Source organism: Paenarthrobacter sp. 10L420 (genome assembly GCF_056395385.1).
This window is the reverse complement of sequence record NZ_JBFTJK010000004.1, coordinates 109,172-131,873: the sequence shown is the minus strand read 5'-3', so window position 1 is coordinate 131,873 and position 22,702 is coordinate 109,172. Positions and strand designations below refer to the sequence as shown.

The 22,702-nt window shown below is 62.1% G+C and carries 21 protein-coding genes and 1 tRNA gene; 9 read left to right on the top strand and 13 right to left on the bottom strand.

The window, feature by feature from the left end; genetic code table 11:
- Window positions 1–37: 37 nt before the first annotated feature.
- The 9 genes from AC1DD5_RS09000 to AC1DD5_RS08960 form a co-directional block, all read right to left on the bottom strand.
- Window positions 38–1,009, bottom strand: coding sequence for a Cgl0159 family (beta/alpha)8-fold protein (locus AC1DD5_RS09000; protein ID WP_477521176.1), 972 nt, complete (start codon window positions 1,007–1,009; stop codon window positions 38–40).
- Window positions 1,006–2,040: a 5-dehydro-2-deoxygluconokinase gene (iolC, locus tag AC1DD5_RS08995; protein ID WP_477521175.1), complete on the bottom strand. Its 1,035-nt coding sequence runs from the start codon at window positions 2,038–2,040 to the stop codon at window positions 1,006–1,008. Before iolC ends, AC1DD5_RS09000 begins: the two co-directional genes overlap by 4 nt.
- A 162-nt stretch (window positions 2,041–2,202) precedes the next feature.
- Window positions 2,203–2,607, bottom strand: a complete 405-nt coding sequence (locus tag AC1DD5_RS08990; RefSeq protein WP_477521174.1) for a tautomerase family protein — start codon at window positions 2,605–2,607, stop codon at window positions 2,203–2,205.
- A 213-nt stretch (window positions 2,608–2,820) separates the two neighbouring features.
- Window positions 2,821–3,723, bottom strand: coding sequence for a succinate--CoA ligase subunit alpha (gene sucD / locus AC1DD5_RS08985; protein ID WP_442005960.1), 903 nt, complete (start codon window positions 3,721–3,723; stop codon window positions 2,821–2,823).
- A 12-nt stretch (window positions 3,724–3,735) separates the two neighbouring features.
- On the bottom strand, window positions 3,736–4,905 hold the full coding sequence (gene sucC / locus AC1DD5_RS08980; protein WP_224093741.1) for an ADP-forming succinate--CoA ligase subunit beta: 1,170 nt from the start codon (window positions 4,903–4,905) through the stop codon (window positions 3,736–3,738).
- A 265-nt stretch (window positions 4,906–5,170) separates the two neighbouring features.
- Complete coding sequence (locus AC1DD5_RS08975) at window positions 5,171–5,860, bottom strand: hypothetical protein (RefSeq protein ID WP_477521173.1); 690 nt, start codon at window positions 5,858–5,860, stop codon at window positions 5,171–5,173.
- Window positions 5,861–5,882: 22 nt separating this feature from the next.
- On the bottom strand, window positions 5,883–7,331 hold the full coding sequence (locus AC1DD5_RS08970; RefSeq protein ID WP_477521273.1) for a putative Ig domain-containing protein: 1,449 nt from the start codon (window positions 7,329–7,331) through the stop codon (window positions 5,883–5,885).
- Window positions 7,332–7,511: 180 nt separating this feature from the next.
- Complete coding sequence (pcrA, locus tag AC1DD5_RS08965; protein WP_477521172.1) at window positions 7,512–10,064, bottom strand: DNA helicase PcrA; 2,553 nt, start codon at window positions 10,062–10,064, stop codon at window positions 7,512–7,514.
- Between the two features lie 75 nt (window positions 10,065–10,139).
- Window positions 10,140–10,994, bottom strand: coding sequence for an inositol monophosphatase family protein (locus AC1DD5_RS08960; RefSeq protein ID WP_477521171.1), 855 nt, complete (start codon window positions 10,992–10,994; stop codon window positions 10,140–10,142).
- 33 nt (window positions 10,995–11,027) lie between these two features.
- On the opposite strand from AC1DD5_RS08960, the gene AC1DD5_RS08955 reads away from it, so the two are divergent.
- Window positions 11,028–11,654, top strand: coding sequence for a hypothetical protein (locus tag AC1DD5_RS08955; RefSeq protein WP_477521170.1), 627 nt, complete (start codon window positions 11,028–11,030; stop codon window positions 11,652–11,654).
- Here the strand turns inward: AC1DD5_RS08955 and AC1DD5_RS08950 are convergent.
- Both AC1DD5_RS08950 and AC1DD5_RS08945 read right to left on the bottom strand, forming a co-directional pair.
- Window positions 11,593–12,417 (bottom strand): DUF998 domain-containing protein, encoded by an 825-nt coding sequence (locus AC1DD5_RS08950; protein WP_477521169.1) that lies wholly within the window; start codon window positions 12,415–12,417, stop codon window positions 11,593–11,595. The genes AC1DD5_RS08955 and AC1DD5_RS08950 overlap by 62 nt on opposite strands.
- A gap of 517 nt (window positions 12,418–12,934) precedes the next feature.
- Window positions 12,935–13,726 carry a DUF998 domain-containing protein gene (locus AC1DD5_RS08945; RefSeq protein WP_477521168.1) on the bottom strand — a complete coding sequence of 264 codons (792 nt, stop codon included), beginning with the start codon at window positions 13,724–13,726 and terminating at the stop codon, window positions 12,935–12,937.
- A 107-nt stretch (window positions 13,727–13,833) separates the two neighbouring features.
- Here AC1DD5_RS08945 and AC1DD5_RS08940 point away from each other — a divergent pair.
- The 3 genes from AC1DD5_RS08940 to AC1DD5_RS08930 all read left to right on the top strand — a co-directional run bounded on the left by AC1DD5_RS08940 (window position 13,834) and on the right by AC1DD5_RS08930 (window position 14,787).
- Window positions 13,834–13,906 (top strand) — tRNA-Arg (locus AC1DD5_RS08940).
- Between the two features lies 1 nt (window position 13,907).
- Window positions 13,908–14,393, top strand: coding sequence for a DUF6314 family protein (locus AC1DD5_RS08935; RefSeq protein ID WP_477521167.1), 486 nt, complete (start codon window positions 13,908–13,910; stop codon window positions 14,391–14,393).
- On the top strand, window positions 14,380–14,787 hold the full coding sequence (locus AC1DD5_RS08930; RefSeq protein ID WP_477521166.1) for an NUDIX hydrolase: 408 nt from the start codon (window positions 14,380–14,382) through the stop codon (window positions 14,785–14,787). Before AC1DD5_RS08935 ends, AC1DD5_RS08930 begins: the two co-directional genes overlap by 14 nt.
- Window positions 14,788–14,851: 64 nt before the next feature.
- Here the strand turns inward: AC1DD5_RS08930 and AC1DD5_RS08925 are convergent, their stop codons facing one another.
- Window positions 14,852–16,765: an ABC transporter ATP-binding protein gene (locus AC1DD5_RS08925; protein ID WP_477521165.1), complete on the bottom strand. Its 1,914-nt coding sequence runs from the start codon at window positions 16,763–16,765 to the stop codon at window positions 14,852–14,854.
- A 2-nt stretch (window positions 16,766–16,767) separates the two neighbouring features.
- Window positions 16,768–18,429 (bottom strand): ABC-F family ATP-binding cassette domain-containing protein, encoded by a 1,662-nt coding sequence (locus AC1DD5_RS08920; protein WP_477521164.1) that lies wholly within the window; start codon window positions 18,427–18,429, stop codon window positions 16,768–16,770.
- A 280-nt stretch (window positions 18,430–18,709) separates the two neighbouring features.
- On the opposite strand from AC1DD5_RS08920, the gene AC1DD5_RS08915 reads away from it, so the two are divergent.
- From AC1DD5_RS08915 to AC1DD5_RS08895, 5 genes are all read left to right on the top strand, one after another.
- On the top strand, window positions 18,710–19,432 hold the full coding sequence (locus tag AC1DD5_RS08915) for a hypothetical protein (RefSeq protein ID WP_477521163.1): 723 nt from the start codon (window positions 18,710–18,712) through the stop codon (window positions 19,430–19,432).
- Window positions 19,429–20,136 (top strand): hypothetical protein, encoded by a 708-nt coding sequence (locus AC1DD5_RS08910; protein ID WP_477521162.1) that lies wholly within the window; start codon window positions 19,429–19,431, stop codon window positions 20,134–20,136. The genes AC1DD5_RS08915 and AC1DD5_RS08910 overlap by 4 nt, the downstream gene beginning before the upstream one ends.
- A 243-nt stretch (window positions 20,137–20,379) precedes the next feature.
- The gene (locus tag AC1DD5_RS08905) at window positions 20,380–21,195 is read left to right on the top strand and encodes an amino acid ABC transporter substrate-binding protein (RefSeq protein ID WP_442005947.1); all 816 of its coding nucleotides are present in this window, start codon (window positions 20,380–20,382) and stop codon (window positions 21,193–21,195) included.
- On the top strand, window positions 21,196–21,855 hold the full coding sequence (locus AC1DD5_RS08900) for an amino acid ABC transporter permease (RefSeq protein WP_477515960.1): 660 nt from the start codon (window positions 21,196–21,198) through the stop codon (window positions 21,853–21,855).
- Window positions 21,842–22,699, top strand: a complete 858-nt coding sequence (locus tag AC1DD5_RS08895; RefSeq protein WP_477521161.1) for an amino acid ABC transporter ATP-binding protein — start codon at window positions 21,842–21,844, stop codon at window positions 22,697–22,699. The genes AC1DD5_RS08900 and AC1DD5_RS08895 overlap by 14 nt, the downstream gene beginning before the upstream one ends.
- The last annotated feature ends 3 nt before the right edge of the window (window positions 22,700–22,702 follow it).

The window sequence follows — 22,702 nt, the reverse complement described above, 5'->3', positions numbered from 1 at the left end:
ACGGGTTGCTGTTCCTGTTGAGATTCCCATGGCGGGGCTACTCCGATACTTTCACTGGAATACGGTCAGACGAGGTGCGCTCCCCCGCAGCCGGCGCAGGTCCGGTCGCAGGTGCAGTGCTGTTCAGCAGCGAGGCGGCCGTCGCAACGGCACCTGCCACATCGCCGTCGTGCGGGTAGAGCAGCGTCCGGCCCACTGTGAGGCCGCGGACGCCCGGCAGCGCGAGGGCGGCCTGCCAACTGGCGAAGACCTCGTCCTGCGAGCCATCAGGGTCACCGCCCAACAGCACCGTGGGAAGGGTGGTGGAGGCCATGACGCGTTCCATGTCGGCCACCACCGGAAGTTTCATCCAGGTGTAGGCACTGGTGGAACCCAGGCCCTCGGCGATGCCGACGGATTTGATCACGGCGTCCGCGCGAAGATCGTTGCGGACCTTGCCATGGGCGTCCCGCACCGACAGGAACGGCTCCACCATGGCGATGAGCTTACGTTCGGCCAACGAATCGATGGCCTTGGCGGTCGCTTCAAGCGTGGCCACGGTATCCGGATCTCCCAGGCAGATCCGCGTAAGCATCTTCCCGCCATCGGCACCCAGTGCCTGCAACGCAGCGGCTGTGTGGCCGGTGAACCGGTCATCGAACTCGTTGACCAGACCAGCCAGGCCACCACGGTTCATCGAGCCGAAGATCAGTTTGCCATCCAAAGCACCCAGCAGCAGGAGATCGTCCATGATGTCCGGCGAGGCAAGGATGCCATCCACGGCCGGGTTCGCCAGGGCGATCTGCAATCGGTCCAGCAAGTCCCGGCGATCGGCCATCGCCATCGGCTCCGGCCCGACCGAAAGGGCGCCCCGTGCCGGGTGGTCCGCCGCAACAATGAAATTCTGGACGCCGTGCTTCAAGCCCGGGTGGCGACGCCGGGTGGCAGCCGCGCGCGCGACGGCCTCCGGGTCCTCCAGCCTGATACGGCTCAAGTGCTCATACCGGCGGGGATCGTCATTCAGGCTCAACGGACTGCTCCTTCTGCGAACGTGGGTACTGCAGGCGCAGGGGCCGCGGCAGGGGAAGCTCCCGGGATCCGCCGGCCGCGTTCGGCCAGCAACGAAGTGACCTCATCCGGCGTCGGCATCGCATCCGCGCAGGAAAGCCGCGAGGCGACGATTGCACCGGAAGCGTTTGCGTAATCCAGGACCTCGGACAGCGGCCAACCGGACAGCAGTCCATGGCAGAAAGCCCCGCCGAAGGAATCACCCGCGCCCAGGCCGTTGACGGTTTCCACCGTTACAGGGGCCGAGACAACACGCTCAGTGCGGGTCTTGGCCATCACACCTTCCGGGCCGAGCTTCACAACTGCGATCTCGACGCCTGCAGCCAGCAGGCGGTCCGCCTGTTCGTCCGGCGTCCCCTCTCCTACCGCGACGGCGCATTCTTTGTCGTTGCCGATCGCGACTGTGACGTGCGGGAGGATTTTAGCGACTTCCGTGCGGGCTTCCTCTTCCGAATCCCAGAACATCGGCCGGTAATCCAGGTCCAGGATGGTGAACTGGCCTTCCTTCAGACCAGTCCGAGGCCGGGCTTCGTGGGCGGCGAGGTGGGCACTGCGGCTGGGTTCCTGGCACAGGCCAGTCACCGTGGACCAGAAAATGCCCGCGTCCCTGATGGCCTCAAGATCGAGTTCTTCGGCTTTGATCTGCAGGTCCGGCGCCGTGGGGAAACGTCCGTAGAAGTACAACGGGAAATCCTCCGGCGGCTTGATCGCACAGAAAGTCACCGCCGTCGGGTACTCCTTCACCGGGGAGACAAACGAATCGTCAACATTGAACTTGTGCAGTTCCCGGTGCAGATACTTTCCGAATGCGTCGTCGCCCGTGCGGGTAATGACACCGGAGCGGCGGCCGTGGCGCGCAGCAGCGACGGCCACATTGGAGGGCGAACCTCCCAAATACTTGCCGAAGGACGTTACGTCCTCCAGGTCCACTCCGATGTCGTTCGGGTAGATATCAACGCTGATGCGCCCGATTGTAAGCAGTTCGTGGGTCACGATGATCGTTGACCTTTCTCTTGTGAACTCTGAACCTTTGAGCGCTGGGCCCCAATGCCTTGCCACCCCTCAGTGAGCGGGGCCACATGACTACTTTGCCCCAGATTTCATGTCCTGTCAAAGGTTTGTACTGACATATTTACAACATGACACGGACTGCATCTACTTGCGCGGGATGGCCAATTCTCCAGTGACATATTGGCTCCGTCCGAAGCCGAAAGACCAGTCACCAGGCGAGTTCTCCATGTAGCCAATGAAGACATCCTCGCCCTTGATACCAACCTCGCCAAGCGCTTCGGCAATAGCCTCGAAGAGCGAGCTCTTGGCCATCTGGCTTCGCCCGCCCTGCGTGAAGATCTGGATCATCACTACGTCGTCGCTCCGCTCAAAGCCCAGTCCGGCATCCTGGGCCACGATCCGTCCCCGCGGGTGTTCAGTGAGGATGTGAAAGTAGTCGCGCTCGGGGATTTCATACTCAGTCACGATTGCATCGTGAATGGCGCGGCTGATGGAGGCCAGTTCCTCCGTCGACCGGCCCTGATTGACGTCGATTCTTACAAGTGGCATCCGAGTCTCCTTCGAAGTAGTTTGTCCTGACATACTAACAAAGAAAGATGACGAAGGTACAGAGGGTTCGCGTTAAAGCACGACGGCGGCCCCGCACCTTCCGTTTGAAAAWGGTGCGGGGCCGCCGTCGTGCTTTAAAGAGCAACGCGGGGTCACTTTGAGCCCATTCCACGTTCAGGAATGGGCCATAAGTGACCCCGCGTTGCTTTGGTACTAGAGCGTTGCGAAAACCTCGCGCAGCAGCTTAGCGGTTTCGGACGGCGTCTTGCCGACCTTCACGCCTGCAGCTTCGAGAGCTTCCTTCTTGGCCTGTGCGGTACCTGCGGAGCCGGAGACGATGGCGCCGGCGTGGCCCATGGTCTTGCCCTCAGGAGCGGTGAAGCCTGCAACGTAGCCAACAACCGGCTTAGTGACGTTGGCCTTGATGAAGTCAGCAGCGCGCTCTTCAGCATCGCCACCGATTTCGCCGATCATGACGATCGCCTTGGTCTCCGGGTCAGCCTCAAACGCAGCCAGGGCGTCGATGTGCGTGGTGCCGATGATGGGGTCGCCACCAATACCGATGGCGGTGGAGAAGCCGAGGTCGCGGAGTTCGTACATCATCTGGTAGGTCAAGGTACCAGACTTGGACACCAGGCCGATGGGGCCCTTGCCCGTGATGTTCGCCGGGGTGATGCCAACCAGGGCTTCGCCCGGGGTGATGATGCCGGGGCAGTTCGGCCCGATGATGCGGGTGACCTGGTTGCCGTCTGCGTCAACCTTGGACTGGGCGAGTGCCCAGAATTCGGCGGAGTCCTGTACCGGAACGCCTTCAGTGATGACTACAACGAGGCCGATGCCGGCTTCGATGGCTTCAACCACTGCATCCTTGGTGAATGCCGGCGGAACGAAGACGATGGAGACGTCTGCGCCGGTTTCAGCGATGGCTTCCTTGACGGTGCCAAAGACGGTGATTTCCTTGTCGCCGTGCAGGACCGTGGTGCCGGCCTTGCGGGCGTTGACGCCACCAACAATGTTGGTGCCGGCCTTGAGCATCAGTGCGGTGTGCTTGGTGCCTTCACCGCCGGTGATGCCCTGAACGATGACCTTGGAGTCTTTGTTGAGGTAGATAGACATTGTCGCGTCCCTTTACTTAGCTGCGTTGGCGAGCTCGGCGGCCTTGTCGGCGCCCTCGTCCATGGTGGCGGCCAGAGTAACCAGCGGGTGGTTGGCCTCGGTCAGGATGCGGCGGCCTTCCTCGACGTTGTTGCCATCGAGGCGAACGACCAGCGGCTTGTTCGCAGCGGATCCGAGCTCAGCAAGTGCACCCACGATGCCCTTTGCCACAGCGTCACAAGCAGTGATGCCACCGAAGACGTTCACGAACACGCTCTTGACCTGGGAGTCGCCCAGGATGACGTCCAGGCCGTTGGCCATGACCTCGGCGGAAGCTCCACCACCGATGTCCAGGAAGTTGGCGGGCTTGACGTTGCCGTGGTTTTCACCAGCGTAAGCAACAACGTCCAGGGTGGACATCACAAGACCGGCGCCGTTGCCGATGATGCCTACTTCGCCGTCCAGCTTGACGTAGTTGAGGTCCTGAGCCTTTGCCTTGGCCTCAAGCGGGTCAGCCGATTCCTTGTCCTCGAGCAGTGCGTGGTGCACGTGGCGGAAATCGGCGTTTTCGTCGAGAGTGACCTTGCCGTCGAGGGCAATGATGTCGCCCGCGCCGGTGCGGACCAGAGGGTTGACCTCAACCAGGGTTGCGTCTTCCTTCTTGAAAACGTCCCAGAGCTTCAGAATGACGTCGGCCACTTTGCCGCGCAGTTCTTCAGCGAAGCCTGCAGCTGCGACGATCTCGTCAGCCTTGGCCTGGTCAATGCCCACAGCGGGGTCGATGGCGATCTTGGCCAGGGCCTCAGGACGCTCAACAGCCAGCTGCTCAATTTCCATTCCGCCTTCAACCGAGCACATGGCCAGGTAGTTGCGGTTTGCGCGGTCCAGGAGGACCGAGAAGTAGAATTCCTCGGCGATGTCCGCACCCTGGGCGATCATCACCTTGTTGACGGTGTGGCCCTTGATGTCCATGCCCAGGATGTTGGTGGAGTGCTCAAGCGCCTCTTCGGCAGTCTTGGCAACCTTGACGCCGCCAGCCTTGCCGCGGCCACCAACCTTAACCTGTGCCTTTACGACAGTAACGCCGCCGATCTTCTCGGCAGCTGCCTTTGCTTCTTCAGGAGTGTGCGCCACGATGCCGGCGAGCACGGGTACACCGTGCGCTTCGAACATATCGCGCGCCTGATATTCAAACAGGTCCACGGTTTAGTGTCCTTCTACGTCGAAGTAGTTTTCTGTTCAGCCGGGAACCGCGATGACCGCGATAGCCAGCTGCGGAAAGTACGCGGTAAACAACCGGGATTGAAGCCGGTCACATTGCGTAAGGTCCTCTCGGAACTTTAGCCCTTTGAGGAGTCCCGCCAGCTACACACTACCTGTTAAGTGAGTAACCTTACACTTCTATCGGCTGTAGAAAACCCGCAGAATGACGCGGTTTTTTGGCCGCTCATCGTCTGTTCGACGGCGATCACGACGCCGGTTTCAGGTTCCCGCGGACCGTTTTGCCGCCGTCGGAAATCAGCTGGTAGCCCTCCCGGCTGACAAAGAACGCCACGCCACCGGAGACATTTCCGCAGGCTACGCCGTCGTTATAGGCCGAGCACCGCAGGCCGTTGCGCTCGATGTTCTGCCCGTCGGCCAGCTCGCGCAGCTTGGAAATGGGGCCGCTCCGGCTACCTTTGGGCCCGAACTCTGACTCCATTTGTGTTACGCCGGAACGACACGAGCCATAGACGGCCTTATCCGGAGAAAGGAGAACCGTGCCGCCAAGGTAGCCCAGGCCTGTGCCGGCGCAGTCGTCCGCGACGTCGGTTAGGTCAGGTTTGGCATACTTCGCCAATTCGCAGTGCACCACGGGCACCACGGCGAACTTGTTGTTGGCCGCATCAGAATACGAGTTAGCCTCGTACGGCACGTTGAGGTGCCCGCCCTTGGAAGACGTCATGGCGCACACGATGTTGCGGTCCGGCGTCACAAACGCGGTGACGCCCTCGCCTGCAGCCAGGGCGGTCTGCTCCGTAACGGGGACCTGCTTGAGCTGTTCCAGCGGAGGCAACGGCGCCGGCGGGACATAGTCAGGGTCCTTGGTGGCGAAGGAGCAGCCCGTGGCCAACACCATCAGCAAGGCGGCAAGAATCCCCAATACAGTCCGTCGCATGCCACCAATTATGCCGGTGACCTCAAACCAGACTGCTTCGCCGCCGACGCAAGCTGTTCAGGACGATCAGCGCAGCGCCCACAACCAGCAGGCCCACGGCGGCCCCCAGAGTGGTTTTCAGGCTTCCGGACTGCAGTCCGGTTACGACGAGTTCAGCGCCCGACGTCGACGCCACCGCTCCTGCCGGAGTCACCGCGGCCGGAGGTGCTGGAGCTGCTGGAGCCTCCGCTGCCGCCGGTGGACTTTCCGCGGGCGGCTGCTCGACGACCGGAGGCCGGGTTTCGAGTACAGTCACGGTTGTCCAGAAAATGCGCTGCGTCAGCTGGTCCGCGTCGCGGACCCACACGGCAATCCGGAAAGAGCCAACGCGCGTGGGTATCCCCGTGAGGTACCCGTTCGTATCCACCGTCAGGCCCTCCGGAGACGGATCACTCGAGCTCAATCCGCCCGCAAAGTACCTCCGCGTGGAATAGCCGTAGACATAAGGTGCTACTCCCCCGGTTGCTTGTGCAATCTTGGCCGAATACGGCTCACCCAACACAGCCGGCGGAACGTCAAAACCGGTGGTTTGCATTCCCAATGCATGGACGATGATGCTGGATGTCTTGTCCGAGAAGCCGAAACGGTCCTGGATATGGAGAGTAAATCCATAGGTACCCGGAGTGGTTGGCACTCCGGAAACCGATGACTCGCGAAGTTCCAAGCCCGGGGGAAGTTGCCCGGAAACTATTGAGATCGAGGTGTTCGCACGGTCCAACCCGTAATAGTCGAGGAACTCTTGGTAGTACCACCCCACCACACCGTCGTCGAACGTGCCCATACCCGGCAGCAGCTCTCCGTCCGATACGTAAACGCTCGGCGGATAGTAGCTTTTGATGTCGATGTATATCTGTTCGGTCAGGGTTTGCCGGGGATCCGAGGAGTCCGAAACGGTGACCGTCAGAGATGGGCTGTACAGCTCAGTAGGAGTTCCGCTGAAGCTCAGGGTCACCGGGTCAAAAACCAAACCTGCTGGGACATCCGTCGCCGTTGCGGTATACGGGTCGGTCCCGCCGGTAACCTGCAACTCAGCCTCAAACGGTTTGCCCACGAACGCGCGGTCCTCGCTGAGCCTTACCGACAGCGGGGCTGCCGCCTCAACGGCGACTTTTTCGACGGCGGGTGGTTGGGTCTCGGTAGGGCTCGCAGTTGATGTCGGGCTGGGCGTGTTTGTCGCGCCGCCCGAGGGACTCGCGCTGGCGCTGGCACTGGGACTCGCGCTGGCGGTGGGACTGGCACTGGCGCTGGGACTCGCGCTGGCGCTGGGCGTGGCGGCCGGGTTTGCAGTGGGGACACTACTAGGAACGGGCAGATCAGCAGCAGTTCCCGGCTCTGCGCCCTGCAGGGCGAGGCCCCCGGCGAAGCCGCCAACGAGGAGCACAGCAAGCAAGAACCTCAGAGATTTACCGGCATAACCATGCCGCCCAGCCATTGCGCCCACGCGCGTCCTCCCCCACAGGAATGCAACATTTGTTGGCGCTGCAAGGTAGGCAAAACAATCGACGCCGGCCCCAGTGCAACGCCCCGTCAGTCTAGGGGTGGCCTGAACTTATGGCAACAAACCCGGCGGGACGTCAACGAGGAGGCGGCCATGCCTGCAGTTGGGCCTCGGTCAGGCATCCAGTTTGGTCAGGGGCGCGTACCGCAACAGCAGACGCTTCTCACCGACGTCGAACTTCACCTTGGCGACGGTCTTGTCACCCGAGCCCTCGACCCCCAGCACAACGCCGTTGCCGAAGCTTGTGTGGTTGACCTTGTCCCCCACCACCACGGAAATGACTTCCTTTTGCGGCTGCACCCTGTTGCGTGCGACGGCGGCCGGGACGTCGGCGTCGAAACCTGCGGTTGGGCTGGCGGCAACCCCGCGGGACGTGCCTGCTCCCCAGAAAGAGCCGCCGTAGCGGTTGGAGCCGATTGGAGCATTTCCCCAACCACCACCTGCCGCTTGCCGGCTCATGCCTTCACGTTTCCAGTCCACCAGCTCGGAGGGTATCTCTTCCAGGAACTGGCTGGCGGGGTTGTACTGGCTTTGGCCCCACATGCTGCGGACCTCGGAGCGCGTGACATAGAGCCGTTTGCGTGCACGGGTAAGTCCGACGTAGGCCAGGCGGCGTTCTTCGGCCAGTTCCTTGGGGTCCGTGGCCGAGCGCTGATGCGGGAAGATACCGTGTTCCATGCCGGTGAGGAAGACCACCGGGAACTCCAGGCCCTTGGCGGTGTGCAATGTCATGAGCGTGACAACGCCCATGCGCTTGGCTTCGGCCACGGCGGCGTCAATATCTCCGCCGGGAGCATCAGGAATTTGATCAGCGTCAGCCACCAGGGAAACCTGCTCCAGGAACTCGCCCAGTGAACCGTCCGGGTTGTCGCGTTCATACTCGCGGACTACCGCCACCAATTCGGCGAGGTTTTCCACGCGGGACTCGTCCTGAGGATCGTTGCTGGCGCGCAGACCCTCGAGATATCCGGTCTGCTCAAGCACGGCCTCCAAGGCAGCGGAAGCACCGGATCCGGAAGCCACTTCAGCGAGGTCATCCAGCAGCTTCACAAAGCCGAGGACTGCGTTCACAGAACGCGTTGCCATCCCTGGCGCCTGGTCAGCACGGCGGGCCGCGGTCATGAAGGACGTCCGCTCGCGTTCAGCCAAGGCAGCGACTGCACCCTCGGCACGGTCGCCAATCCCCCGCTTTGGTTCGTTGAGAACCCTGCGGAGATTGACGTCGTCGTCGGGGTTTACCAGGACGCGCAGGTACGCCAGGGCGTCTTTGATTTCCTTGCGTTCATAGAACCGAGTGCCGCCCACCACTTTGTACGGCAGGCCCACCCGCACCAGCACGTCTTCAATGGATCGTGACTGGGCGTTGGTGCGATAGAAAATGGCGACATCGCCGGGACGCAGCCCTTCCTCGTCCTGAAGCCGGTCGATTTCCTTGGCGATGAACTGGGCTTCGTCGTGCTCGTTTTCTCCTACGTAGCCTACGATCTTCTCGCCATCGCCCTCTGCCGTCCACAGCCGCTTTTCCTGGCGGTTGGGGTTCCGGGAAATCACGGAGTTGGCGGCGGTGAGGATGTTCTGCGTGGAACGGTAGTTTTGCTCAAGCTTGATGGTGCGCGCGTTGGGGTAATCGGCTTCAAACTCCACGATGTTGCGGATGTCCGCGCCACGGAAAGCGTAGATGGACTGATCGGAGTCTCCGACCACCGTGAGTTCGCTGGGCTCGACGTCGGTATCAGTGCCAAGGCCAACGATTTCCCTGACCAGCGCGTACTGGGCGTGGTTGGTGTCCTGGTACTCGTCCACCAGCACGTGCCGGAACCGGCGCCGGTAGGACTCCGCGAGCGCGGGGAACGCCCGGAACATGTAGACGGTCTCCGCGATCAAGTCATCGAAATCCATGGCATTGGCTTGGCGAAGACGCTGGGTGTAGCCCTTGAAGACCTCCGCCACCGCTTGTTGGAAGGGGTCATTGTGGTTTGCCGAGGAGACGTAGGAGTCGGCGTCGATTAGCTCGTTCTTGAGCGCAGAGATCTTGTGCTGGATGGCCTTGGGCGGGAACTTCTTGGGATCCAGATCCAGGTTCTTGGACACAAGAGTGATCAGGCGCAGGGAATCCGCGGAGTCGTAGATGGAGAAGTTCGAGTTCAGGCCCACGTTCGCAGCCTCACGGCGCAGAATGCGCACACAGGAGGAGTGGAACGTGGAGATCCACATGCTCTTGGCCCGGCCACCTACCAGGGCCTCGATACGTTCGCGCATCTCCGCCGCGGCCTTGTTGGTAAAGGTGATGGCCAGGATTTCGCCGTGGTGGGCACGCTTGGTGGCAATGAGGTAGGCGATCCGGTTACTCAGCACACGGGTCTTGCCTGAGCCTGCACCCGCAACGATCAGCAACGGACTGCCGGCGTGCTTCACGGCTTCTTCCTGCTGCGGATTCAAGCCTTGGAGGAGGGCGTCGGCGGATGGCAGCCTTCCAGCCCCTTGATTACCCCAACCACCGGAAGCAGGAGTGTCGTTCGTACCGCTGCTGGACCCGCCGCTGCCCTCACCGAACCGGGCGCGGGCAGTGCCGCCACCCGCGTGCGAAAGCTCCGGGGCAGCCTTGATGGCGGCTTTGGAGCCTGCGTTGAAGGGGCCGTCTGCGTAGGGGTCGAACAACATATCCATGGTGACTACCAGTCTAGGCGGTGCCTCTGACACTCAAGGGCCACCCCAAAGAGAGCACAGCCCGGCGATCAAAAACTACGCAAACTGGGGAACAGAGGTGAGTGCCGCACTCAACTCGCCGACCGCCGTCGGGCCTCCGGCAATAAACCAGTTAAGGCCGTTGACCTGCACGACGGCGGTGTCCCCACCTGCAGCGCGGACGATCGCCTTGCCGGGGAGCCAATCCCACTCAGGGCAGCTGTGCTGGAACCAGCAGCCGAGCTCGCCATCAGCCACGCGGCCGAGGTCGCACGAGCCTGAACCGAACATGCGCAGCGATGCGGCGGAGACAGCTGCGGCATGCCAGGGCATTGCAGTGCGGGGGTCCGCCAACCAGGTGGGGTGGATGTAGGTTGCTGCACAGATTTGGCCAACAGGGAGGTCTCCGGAACCTGAAATAAGTTCGCCGTTCAGGCTTGCCGGATGCTCGTCCCCGCCGAGCCACAGCTTGTCCAGTTCGGGCTGGTAGATGGCCCCGAGCAGCACGTCAGGGTCCGCAACTGGATTGACTCGGTGATCTAAGGGGTCTGAATCGTCGCGTTTGAGGGCAATGGCCGAACACCAATATGTGGAGCCGTGCAGGAAGTTGTATGTTCCATCCACCGGATCGATCACCCAGGTCCGGCCACTCGTCCCGGCAACAGAGGTGCCTTCTTCGCCAAGGATGCCATCTTCGGGGCGGCAGCGTTGCAACTGTTCCAGGACATACGCCTCGGCCGCATGATCGGCTGCCGTGACGACGTCGGACACTGACGTCTTGCGCGTGCCCTGCAGTCCGCCCATCCGCATGAGCAGCGCCAGTTGGCCTGCCTCGCGGACCAGTGCGCTGGCCAATTGGTAGTCATCAAGTGATGGATCGAGTTCAGTTGCGGTGTGCCTGCCGGTGGTCATGGTCCCAGCTTATGTGGCGGGATAATGAATGACATGGCCAAGACACCAGCGCAGCGCATCAAGAAGCACGGAGCCAAGGCGGTGGTCCCGGATCACACCCTCCCACCCGTGATCAATCCCACCACGCGGCGGACCCCAGAGAAGGCGCAGAGCAATTCCAAGCTCATTGTGATTGCAGGCGTAGTGGCCAGCCTGTTCCTGTTTTGGTACCTGCACTTGCTGACGCTGAACCAGATGACGCAGCTTTCAGGCGGCCTGGCAATGCCGGATTCGCTGATTGGTGGGTTCTCACAGGACTACGTCGCCCAGCTTCGCGCCGCGATGGACGAAGCCGCGCGCGGTCAGTTGAATTACGTCCATAAGACTGCCGGCACGCTCTTTCCGCTGATCTTCGGTTTCAGTTGGCTCCTGCTGATCGGCATCAACGTTGCACGCAAATCGTGGCGCTGGGCAATGTGGGCCGCTCCCTTGCTTTTTGCTGTGGCTCACTTGTGGTCCAACGTCGCCATTGATTCCATGCTGGCTGCGGAAACGCCCGACGCCGGTTCGGTTGCCCTGGCTTCCGCCGTCACCATTGCGTCGTGGGTGCTGTTCTTTATCAGCCTGCTGTGCGGCGTGGCGGCGGTGTTCCTCGGACGGAAGAACGCGAAACAGCCCTGACAGCTTTCCGTTCCCTTGTGACGCGGTGAGCCACTACCAGCCCTACCAAGGACAACCCCAGGATGATCGGATACGCCATGGTGCGCTCGATGGCGCCGGGCTCCTCGACGCGCAACTGCACCGCAAGCACGTAGATGGTGGTTCCCAGGGATACAACCCCGAACAGCAGAACTATCCATGACATCTGCGTGTGCCCTAGCCATATCAGGCCCAGTATCACCAACGACAGCGGTCCGGCGATGAAGTACAGTCCCGCACCGGTCAGATGCAGGGCGAGGTCGGTGTCTTCGGGGATCAGGCCAACCATCGCCTGCCCTATGCCTGCCACGAGGATCATCACCCTGACGGCCCCGGCTGCAAGCCAGGGAAAGGCGTCGGGTGACGCGACGCTTGATGCCATCCTTGGCCGGATGACCCGGGCGCCTGGCTCAGCCGCCACAGAAAGGACAGCGGAGCTCAAAAGCACCGCCCCGAGCACCATGGCAACTCCCTGAAGCACAAACGAAGCATTCATGAGCCAATTAAGCGGCGAGCACACCTCGTAACCGTTGAAGGGACCACAGTGGGCAGCGCCCAGATCACTGATGACGTGGGCACGCCGGTCATAACCTGGATTGCCTTGCCAGACAGCCATCGCAGTGGCTTCCACCACGAAATAGTGGATGAGGGTGATCGCGGCCCAACCCCCAATCAGCTCGCGCCGGCTGGCGAGGTCAGGCAGAAGTCCCCGGTCGCCGCCGCGCGGACCAGCCGCCGTCGTCATAGCGTCAGAATAGTCCCGCAGCCCGGCAGGCGCACCCGTTCATGGGCCCGGGCCGCTGTCTTCGGATGGGCAAGGCTGTACGAAGCGGGCGAAATAAAAACGATAGTGTTATCCCAGTGGGCCAACCGCCCACCCCTTCGTTAAAACAATTGACCCGCCGGCCAGCGGGTCATTGTTAGGCGCAGGGCGCCCATGTTGTGCGATCAAGGGACTAATTCCTTGGTGCCCACACATCAAGACTAGGCCCCCGAGCGGATTTTCTCTAATGCCCTTGCAGAATTTGGGCAAGTGGCATTCGTAGGGTCCGTGATCGCACCTTTCCTACGGGAGGAGGTGTCCGATGACTTCAAAGCGAAAGCGCAAGAAGTCCTGGGGCGCTCTGAACCTTATGGTGAATGTCATCCGACTTTCGGTTGACCTGATCCGCTGGTTCTGGCAGAGCATCCCCTAACCGGGAGCGGTGGCTGTGGCATCCATCCACGGTCACCGTCCCGCTCCTGCTGTCCCCATGCCTGAATCACCGCAGGGCCTTCGCCGCCTTTCGTACCGCGTGCACGCGCTGGGCGATGACCAGGCCGGCAGTTGCCAAGCCAATGGTGACGGGGTAGCCCATCAGCCGTTCCAGTGTTCCGGGCTGCGGCACGTCCATTCCCGTGATCCCGCCAACGATGAGCGCCCCGATACAGAGGGAGCCGCAGGCAGCTATGAACCAGCTCATCGGCGTCTGCCGGAACCAAAGGATGCCCAGCAGAAGCAAGGCGAAGCCGCCGCCGATGAAGAACATCAGTGCGCCGGCAAAATGCCATGGGGAGCCGACGTCTTCGGGCACGAGTCCAACGATGACCGTCCCGAGGCCGGAAACACCTGTCAGTATGCGAATGGCCACAGCCATGATCCATGGCTTGGCCAGGACCCGGGTCCGGGGCTCGTCATCGGCTGTGGCGGTGTGGAAGCGCTGGGCATGCACACCCGGACGCGCTGCCACGCACAAAAGCCCTGCGGTCAGGAACACCGCACCAAGGATCAATGCCAGGCCCTGGACAACAAAAGAGGCGTTCATCAGCACATGCAAAGGGGAGCACACTGCCCGGTCCTCGTAGACGCCGCACGATACTGCGCCCAGGTCGCTGATGAACCCGGCGGCCCTGCTGTACGGTTGCGGACCGGCCCAAGCCTCGATGACAGCAGACTCTGCAACGAAATACTGGACCACGCTCAGCTGGGCCCAGGCGCCGATGTTTGCGCGCGTAGCGCGAACGTCCGGAAGGAACGTGCCGGTGGTTTCCCGTGCTGTCGTATGCCCTCTCATGACCGCCAGCCTAGCCCGGTTCGGGCACTGGCCCGGCAGCTTGTATGCTTGTAGTCGTGTCCGGCCATGGAGCTGTCGTAACGGTACTCCGGGCTATGGACACGCAGGCCCTCGTAGCTCAGTGGATAGAGCACGGCTCTCCTAAAGCCGGTGTCGTTGGTTCGATTCCAATCGAGGGCACTTGAACCACCAGCAGCCCATCCAGGACTTGCGTGCCTATTTGGCCGGCACGTGGAATGTGGAGCGGACTCTGTTGGACCGGGCCTCCGGCACCCGCGGAACCTTTACCGGCGTCGTGCGTTACACGGAAGAGCCCGACGGCGGCCTTCACTACCGCGAAGACGGAACCATGCACTGGCCCACGCACACTGGCCCGGCGTTCCGCGAATATCTCCTCAAGCTCGGCCCTGAAGCGGATTCCATGGACGTTTTCTTCCCCGATGGCCGGCCATTCCATGTGATGAGTTTTGCGGAGCAAGCCAACCAGGACAAACACTGGTGCGATCCCGACGACTACTACGTGAACTACACCTGGGAAGGCCCGGACGCGTTCCGCTTCACGTGGGATGTCCGCGGTCCGGCCAAGGATCTGCTGCTGGAATCGCACTTGGTGCGAATGAACGCCTTGTCCGAATCAACAGTGGGAGGCAAGCGTGAGCGTTACTGATGTGATCGTGGTCAGCGCCGTGTGCGTTTACAACAAGGAGGGCCAGCTCCTGACTGTCCGCAAGCGCGGCACGGATAAATTCATGCATCCAGGCGGCAAACCCGAGGCCGGTGAAACCGCGGCAGAAGCTGCTGCCAGGGAATTGTTCGAGGAAGTAGGCATCGAGGTTGCTCCCGAAGACCTCGAACCCCTGGGCGCTTGGCTCGCAGTGGCCGCCAACGAGGCCGCGACCAACATCGAAGCCACGGTCTTCACCGCTCCTGGGATTTGGGAAGCGCACCCTTCGGCCGAGATCGCCGAGATCCGTTGGTTGGACCTCACGGCACCCCTACCCGGGGACCTCGCACCGCTCCTGACGGATCACGTGCTGCCTTTGCTCACCCCGCCCAAGTAGCTGGCATTAGTGGTTGTTCTGAGGGCTCAGAACAACCACTAATGCGAGCCAGTTGCGGACAGCGTTACAGTTCCGGAACTGCTTCCTCAGCCACCGCCGTGGCTTCCGCGAACTGGGTCCGATACAACTCCGCATAGCGGCCATCGGCAACAAGCAGTTCGGTGTGCGTGCCACGCTCCACGATCCTGCCGTCCTCTACCACCAGGATTACGTCCGCGGCCCGGATCGTGGACAACCTGTGCGCAATCACGACGGCGGTACGCCCCTCGAGCGCTTCGCCCAAGGCCGCCTGGACAGCGGCCTCGTTGGTGGAGTCCAGCGCGGCGGTTGCCTCATCAAGAATCACCACGCAAGGCTGCTTGATGAGCAAACGCGCGATGGTGAGCCGTTGCCGTTCGCCACCGGAGAGCCGGTACCCGCGCTCGCCAACGACCGTTTCCAAGCCATCCGGAAGAGACCGGATCATGGGCTCCAGGCGTGCCCGGCGGAGGACCTCCCACATGTCCTCTTCCGTGGCATCCGGCCGGGCCAGTCGCAGGTTGGATGCAATGGTTTCGTGGAACAGGTGGCCGTCCTGGGTCACCATGCCCAGCGTGTCGCGCAGTGAGTCAAAGCCGAGGTCCCGGACATCCACGCCGGTGCCAGGTCCGTGCCCGCCAAGGCGAACGGCTCCGGAGTCGACGTCGTACAGGCGTGACAACAATTGGGCCACCGTGGACTTTCCTGCACCGGACGAGCCCACCAAGGCGACGGTTTGGCCCGGCTCAACACGGAAGCTGACACCATGCAGGACTTCCTCGCCGCCACGCGTGTCCAGCGTGGACACGTCTTCCAAGGAGGCAAGGGACACTTTGTCAGCCGACGGGTAGGAGAAGCGGACGTCGTGGAATTCCACGGCGACAGGTCCGGACGGAACGGCTACAGCGTCCGGCTTTTCCGTGATGAGGGGCTGCAGATCCAGGATCTCGAAGACCCGCTCGAAGCTGACAAGTGCGCTCATAATTTCCACGCGAGCGTTGGAGAGCGCGGTAAGCGGAGCGTAGAGACGAGTCAGGAGGAGAGCCAGGACCACTACGTCGCCAGGTGCCAGTTGGCCACCAAGTGCAAGCCAGCCGCCCAGTCCATAAACGAGGGCCAGGGCCAGGGCCGAGACCAAAGTCAGCGCCGTGACGAAGGTGAACTGCAGCATGGCGGTTCGGATGCCGATGTCACGCACCCGGCCGGCGCGGGCAGCGAACTCCTGGGATTCCTCGTCCGGCCTGCCGAAGAGTTTCACCAGTGTGGCGCCGGGAGCGGAGAACCTTTCGGTCATCTGGGTGCCCATGGCAGCGTTGTGCGCGGCCGCCTCGCGTCGGAGGTCGGCCAGCTTGGATCCCATACGCCGGGCTGGTATCAGGAAGATTGGCAGCAACACCATGGCCAGGACGGTGACCAGCCAGGACGTGTTGAGCATGACCACCAGGGTCAAGGCGAGCGCCACAACGTTGCTGACCACACCGGACAACGTGCCGGCGAAGGCAGACTGTGCCCCGATGACGTCGTTGTTCAGGCGGCTGACCAGCGCGCCTGTCCGGGTCCGGGTGAAGAAAGCGATGGGCATGCGCTGCACATGGTCGAACACGCGGGTGCGCAGGTCCACGATGACGCCCTCGCCAATGGTGGAGGACAACCATCGCGTCACCAGTCCAACCCCAGCCTCGCCGACAGCCACAATCGCGATGAGTACGGCCAGCCAGATGACCGTACCCACATCCGCCTTGGCAATGATGGCGTCAACCACTTGCCCCGCGAGCACTGGCGTGGCGACGGCGAGGAAGGCACCCGCGATCGAGGCAATGACGAAGGCAATGAGCTTGGCCTTGTGCGGCGCGGCAAAGCCCAGCACGCGCTTCAGCGTTTCCTTGGAGAACGGCTGTGAACCGCTCTTGGCTGTGGTGATGTTGTAAAGCGAGCTCCACGCTACGCGGTCCATACTCATGGTTACTTCTCCTGGCCGGGGGTGTGGTGAAGCTCCTGGACACGGCCGTTTTCCAGGTGCCAACGCGAATCGAGCCGAACGTTCTGAAGCAAACGCCGGTCATGGGTGACCAGCAGGAGGGCGCCTTCGTAGCTTTCCAGCGCCTCTTCAAGTTGCTCGATTGCAGGGAGGTCAAGATGGTTGGTGGGTTCGTCCAGCACCAGCAGGTTCACGCCACGGGCCTGCAGGAGGGCCAGCGCAGCACGGGTTCGTTCTCCCGGGGACAACGAATCGACGGTCCTCGAAGTGTGGTCGGCTTTCAAGCCGAACTTGGCAAGGAGCGTGCGGACGTCCGCACTGTTCCAATCCACCAGCACAGCTTCGACGGCGTCGCCCAGCTGCCGTCCGCCGTCGAGCAGTCCACGGGCCTGGTCGATTTCGCCGATGGCGACAGAGGCGCCCATGGAGGCTTCGCCGTCGTCCGGTTTCCGGGTGCCGAGCAGCAAGCGCAGGAGAGTGGATTTACCGGCGCCGTTGGGCCCGGTGATCCCGATGCGCTCACCGCCGTTGAGCTGGAGGTTGACTGGTCCCAGCGTGAAGTCGCCTTGACGGACCACGACGTCCCGAAGGGTTGCGACGACGGCACTCGAGCGGGGCGCCTGGCCGATGCTGAACTGCAGTTGCCATTCCTTGCGCGGTTCCTCTACCTCGGTGAGGCGGGCGATGCGCGACTCCATCTGGCGGACCTTCTGCGCCTGCTTTTCGGAGGACTCGGTGCTCGCGGCCCTGCGGATTTTGTCGTTGTCCGGATTCTTTTTCATCGCATTGCGGACGCCCTGGGAGCTCCACTCGCGCTGGGTCCGTGCGCGGGACACAAGATCGGCCTTGGTGTTGGCAAAATCTTCGTAACGTTCGCGGGCGTGGCGCTTGGCGACCGCACGTTCCTCGAGGAACGCTTCGTAGCCGCCGTCGTAGACAGCCACTGAATTCTGGGCGAGGTCCAGTTCCACTACGGTGGTGACGCAGCGGGCCAGGAACTCACGGTCGTGGGAAACCAGAACCACTCCTCCGCGCAGGCCCTGCACGAAAGCCTCCAGCCGGGCCAGGCCATCAAGGTCCAGATCATTGGTGGGTTCATCAAGAAGGACAACATCGAAGCGGCTGAGCAGCAGTGCACCCAAAGCAACCCGGGCAGCCTGCCCGCCGGAGAGCCCGGTCATGAGGGCATCGGTACCAAGCTCCAGGCCAAGGTCTGCCAGCACGGCCGGAATCCGGTCCTCGAGGTCTGCAGCGCCGGATGCCATCCAGCGGTCAAAGGCCAGGGAGTATGCGTCATCCGCTCCGGGAGCTCCGGAACCGAGGGCTTCGGCAGTAGCTTCCATCTCCGCCGTCGCCTGTGCGCACCCCGTACGACGGGCGATATACGCTGCGATGGTTTCGCCCACGGTGCGCTCATGCTCCTGGGGCAGCCAGCCCACAAAGGCGTCCGACGGAGCCAGGTTGACGGTCCCCTCCTGCGGCTGGTCCACGCCGGAGAGGATGCGCAGGAGCGTCGATTTGCCGGCGCCATTGGCGCCCACCACACCCACCACATCGCCGGGAGCAACGGTGAGGGAAAGCTTTGAAAAGAGCGTGCGGTGGCCGTGACCACCGGCAAGATCTTTGGCCACCAGTGTTGCAGTCATTCTCTATTCCTCTCGCAGCGCCACCACGGCGCTCGCGTCTACATCACCAGCACGCTAAAACAAGCGCGGGTTCACTTACGAAACGCGGCCTCACTACCCGTGATTCCCACGGGCATGGAAAAACCCGCTGGTCCGGACTTGGGGGGTGTACGGACCAACGGGTTCAAGCATCAAGCATAATTCAATGTGGCGTCGGCGTAAAATCAATCCGTACCCTTTGCTTCGGTTCCCCTGTGGGTGATGCCGGACTTGCCGTTTGAAATATCCCAGAAAGCCCTCCATGCCCTTACCGTCCAAGGCGTTCCAACGCTGGCTTCACGGCGTTGCACCCAACGCCAGCACAGCGGACGTCTGCAGGATTTCCGGGATAAAACGGACAACGCTGGCCCAACAGTTGGTCCGGGGCAAGGTGGCAGAGTCAACGTTGGTCAGCATCAGCCGGGGCTATCACATCAATCCCGTGCAAGCCCTTGCCACGTTTGACCTCTACGCAGATCTTCGGGGCGACGCCGTCCCGCCCACGCCGGATGAACTGGTGAGCCAGATTGCCACCATGGATTTGCTGCGCGCGGTAGTGGAACGCAGTGAACCGGGGTCCGTCTCCGTCACAGGACTGTCGCCAACACCGCACCCCACCGCAGTTCGCAACTGGGTGGATGCAATCGACGACGGCGAGTTGCGGCACCGGGTCAGCGAAGCCACCGGCATCGCGCCACAGAACTTCTCCGCCCACCTGACCGCCAACAGGCTTCCTCCCGAGTTGGCCATCGCGACGTCGCGGGCTGCCGGCGTCGGACCAGCGGGCGGGCTGGTTGCTGGAGGGCTGATCACGGAGGCGGAGGCCGGTTGGTCCCCCAACGGGCGGCAGGAGGCCCTTGACCGGATGACCTTGGGCGAGCTGGTGACCCTGGCCGGTGAGAGGCTTCAGGCGCTGGGCAAGACCTTGCGCCGCCAAGAACAAGACCACGAACGAACTGAACGAATTTGGGAGAATCTCGGATGACGGCTGTCCTGCCTTGGGCAACGCTGCTGGTGTGCCTGGCGATTACCATCGCGCGGATTCCGAGCCTGCTCAGGGGTGAGAACCGGGTGGTCTTCTACATTTTCGCGCTGATCACCCTGGATATCCTTCTCAGCATCGAGGCGCCATATCTTGCCATCGATGCCCTTCTCGGCGGGGTTAACGTCACCAACCTGATCCTGCGGTTCCTGCTATACGGCACGTTCCTGCTGATGGGCATCAAAATTGCCATGGGTTTCGCTTCCAGGTCAGCGGAACGGGCCATTCGTGGCCCTTGGGGGCTGACAGTCCTCGGAATCACGGTGGCGTTGACCACGTTCTTTTTTGTCATTACGGACACCCGCGGCTCCACGGCGGGAATGACAGGGCTGACCTGGGGACCATCCATGGAGGCCTACGCGGCCCTGGGTCGCTTCTATCCTGGATACGTATCAGCCTGCTTGCTGCCCGCCATCTGGCGGACCATCGTAGGCCGCTACCCCGCATTGCTGCGTGCCGCCTCGGCACTCCTGTTTATTGGCCTGGCGTTGCTGTTGGTGTCCCAACTCTTCCCACTGATCCCGCTGGTGCACCTGTGGCTGCGTTCCCTGATTAACTACTCCGCAGTGCTGGCCACCGCCATTGGGCTCGCTGGGATCTGGTTCTCCAAGGCATTTGCCAGGCGCAAAGCAAGACGCACAGCGTAAAGACTTTCACAAAACCATTAGATCGTGGCACAATCATGAATGTGTGAACGCGGTTGCAGCCTGGCACCGGAATCAGAGAACGGGTTTCCGGTGAATGTGGCGCCCACGTGATCACAATTGGGGGGATGAGTGGTGGCGGGCTGTTGGGGACCGCCCCCACTCAGCCTTTTTAACCACCCTTTCCGCAGGCCTCCAAGCCTTTCCTGCCGGGAATCCGTGGTGGCCCGTGACTAAGATGGCTCCATGACCAGCCTTCGCTCCCGCCGTTCTCTTTTCGCCGCTACCCTGGCCGCCGCCGCCATTGCACTCTCTGCCTGCGGTGGCGGTTCCACTCCAGCCCAGTCCGGTGGCGATACATCCTTGTCCGACGTGAAATCCAAGGGCGAACTCGTCATCGCAACGGAAGGGACCTACCGGCCGTTCAGTTTCCACGCCGAGGGCGCTGGTGAATTGACGGGCTACGACGTTGAGATTGCCAAAGCCGTGGCTGAAAAGCTGGGCGTGAAGGCGAGCTTCCAGGAGACGCAATTTGATGGCATTTTTGCGGGCCTGGACGCCAAGCGGTTCGATACCATCGCCAACCAGATCTCCATCAATGACGAACGCAAAGCCAAGTACGAGTTCTCCAAGCCCTACACGGTCTCAACCGGCGTTGTGGTGACCAAGAAGGACAACTCCAGCATCAACAGCTTCGCTGACCTCAAGGGCAAGACCACCGCGCAGTCGCTGACCAGCAACTTCTACAAAATGGCCGTGGAGGCCGGCGCCAACGTTCAGGCCGTTGAAGGCTGGGCCCAGTCTGCCACCCTCGTACAGCAGGGACGCGTGGACGCTACTGTCAACGACAAACTCACCTACTTGGACTACGCGAAAACCACCCCGGATTCCGGTTTGAAGGTGGCGGCCGAAGCACCGGACAAGACCGAGAGTGCACTGGTGTTCCGCAAGGGTTCCACCGAGCTGGCCAAGGCTGTAGACAAGGCGCTGGATGATCTCCGGGCAGATGGAACCCTGGTAAAGATCTCTGAAAAGTACTTCGGTGCGGATGTCACCAAATAAATGAACTGGGACCTCATTTGGAGTTCCTTCGGGCCAATCATCACGGGGGCCGTAACGGGCACCATCCCTCTTACCCTGGCCTCCTTTGCGTTTGGCCTGGTGCTGGCCTTGGTGGTGGCGCTGTTGCGGCTGAGCTCGAATTGGCTGCTGTCCGGCATAGGTCGTTTCTACGTCTCGGTCATCCGCGGAACTCCCCTGCTGGTGCAGCTGTTTGTGATCTTCTTCGGCCTTCCCAGCATTGGTATCCGGCTGGATCCCTGGCCGAGCGCCATCATCGCGTTCTCCTTGAACGTGGGCGGCTACGCGGCCGAGATCATCAGGGCCGCAATTCTTTCCGTCCCCAAGGGACAGTGGGAAGCCGGCCACACCATCGGAATGTCCCACCCCCAAACGCTGGTGCGGATTATCCTTCCGCAAGCGGCACGGGTGTCCGTTCCACCGTTGTCCAACACCTTCATTTCCCTGGTGAAGGACACCTCGCTCGCTTCCCTCATCCTGGTTACTGAACTTTTCCGCAATGCCCAGCAAATCGCTGCGTTCAGCCAGGAGTTCATGGCCCTGTACTTGCAGGCAGCCCTGGTTTACTGGGTCATCTGCCTGATCCTTTCCACTGCGCAATCCGCCGTGGAAAGGAGATTGGACCGCTATGTCGCCCACTGATGCACCTCAACAGCGCGAACCGCGCGTCACCTCAGTCCTGAAGGCCCGGAACCTCGCCAAAGCCTTCGGCAGCAACGTGGTTCTGCGCGACATCGATATCGACATCCGGCGCGGCCAGGTGGTGGCCCTGATCGGGCCGTCGGGTTCGGGCAAGACCACTGTTTTGCGTTCGCTCAACGGCCTTGAAATCCCCGACGCCGGTACCGTCACCTTCGGCGGCACCGGCCGGGGTCCGCGCTCGGCCTCGGGCTCCGGCTCCGGCTCGGGGAGCGAGACCTCTGATGGCCTCTCCATCGACTTCGGCGCCAAAGTGGGCAAGAAGGAGATCGCAGCGCTGAGGGACCGCAGTGCCATGGTGTTCCAGCACTACAACTTGTTCCCGCACATGACGGTCCTGAAGAACATCATTGAAGGCCCCGTCCAAGTCCAGAAGCGGCCCAAGGCAGAGGCCATCGCCGAAGCCGAGCGATTGCTGGAGCGGGTGGGCCTGGCTGACAAGCGGGACGCTTATCCGTTTGAGCTCTCAGGCGGACAACAGCAGCGCGTGGGCATTGTCCGTGCTTTGGCGCTCCAGCCCCAACTGCTGTTGTTCGACGAGCCCACGTCGGCATTGGATCCCGAGCTCGTCGGTGACGTTCTGGGCGTCATCAAGGAACTCGCTGAGGAAGGCTGGACCATGGTGATCGTGACCCATGAGTTGGCCTTTGCCCAGCACGTGGCAGACGAGGTCATCTTCATGGACGGCGGCGTTGTGGTGGAGCGCGGCCCTGCTGCCGAGGTGCTGCGCGCACCCCGGCAGGAACGGACCAAGCTGTTCGTGAAGCGGCTGCAGCACGACGTCTAAACA

Bases quoted from the DNA above. Each gene is read 5' to 3' on its own strand.
- AC1DD5_RS08975 (WP_477521173.1), bottom strand. From the start codon at position 5,860: ATGCGACGGACTGTATTGGGGATTCTTGCCGCCTTGCTGATGGTGTTG.
- AC1DD5_RS08950 (WP_477521169.1), bottom strand. From the start codon at position 12,417: ATGACGACGGCGGCTGGTCCGCGCGGCGGCGACCGGGGACTTCTGCCT.
- pcrA (WP_477521172.1), bottom strand. From the start codon at position 10,064: ATGGATATGTTGTTCGACCCCTACGCAGACGGCCCCTTCAACGCAGGC.
- AC1DD5_RS08915 (WP_477521163.1), top strand. From the start codon at position 18,710: ATGCCCTTACCGTCCAAGGCGTTCCAACGCTGGCTTCACGGCGTTGCA.
- AC1DD5_RS08970 (WP_477521273.1), bottom strand. From the start codon at position 7,331: ATGGCTGGGCGGCATGGTTATGCCGGTAAATCTCTGAGGTTCTTGCTT.
- AC1DD5_RS08990 (WP_477521174.1), bottom strand. From the start codon at position 2,607: ATGCCACTTGTAAGAATCGACGTCAATCAGGGCCGGTCGACGGAGGAA.
- AC1DD5_RS08925 (WP_477521165.1), bottom strand. From the start codon at position 16,765: ATGAGTATGGACCGCGTAGCGTGGAGCTCGCTTTACAACATCACCACA.
- sucD (WP_442005960.1), bottom strand. From the start codon at position 3,723: ATGTCTATCTACCTCAACAAAGACTCCAAGGTCATCGTTCAGGGCATC.
- AC1DD5_RS08955 (WP_477521170.1), top strand. From the start codon at position 11,028: ATGGCCAAGACACCAGCGCAGCGCATCAAGAAGCACGGAGCCAAGGCG.
- AC1DD5_RS08920 (WP_477521164.1), bottom strand. From the start codon at position 18,429: ATGACTGCAACACTGGTGGCCAAAGATCTTGCCGGTGGTCACGGCCAC.
- AC1DD5_RS08900 (WP_477515960.1), top strand. From the start codon at position 21,196: ATGAACTGGGACCTCATTTGGAGTTCCTTCGGGCCAATCATCACGGGG.
- AC1DD5_RS08960 (WP_477521171.1), bottom strand. From the start codon at position 10,994: ATGACCACCGGCAGGCACACCGCAACTGAACTCGATCCATCACTTGAT.
- AC1DD5_RS08945 (WP_477521168.1), bottom strand. From the start codon at position 13,726: ATGAGAGGGCATACGACAGCACGGGAAACCACCGGCACGTTCCTTCCG.
- AC1DD5_RS08895 (WP_477521161.1), top strand. From the start codon at position 21,842: ATGTCGCCCACTGATGCACCTCAACAGCGCGAACCGCGCGTCACCTCA.
- AC1DD5_RS08910 (WP_477521162.1), top strand. From the start codon at position 19,429: ATGACGGCTGTCCTGCCTTGGGCAACGCTGCTGGTGTGCCTGGCGATT.
- AC1DD5_RS08905 (WP_442005947.1), top strand. From the start codon at position 20,380: ATGACCAGCCTTCGCTCCCGCCGTTCTCTTTTCGCCGCTACCCTGGCC.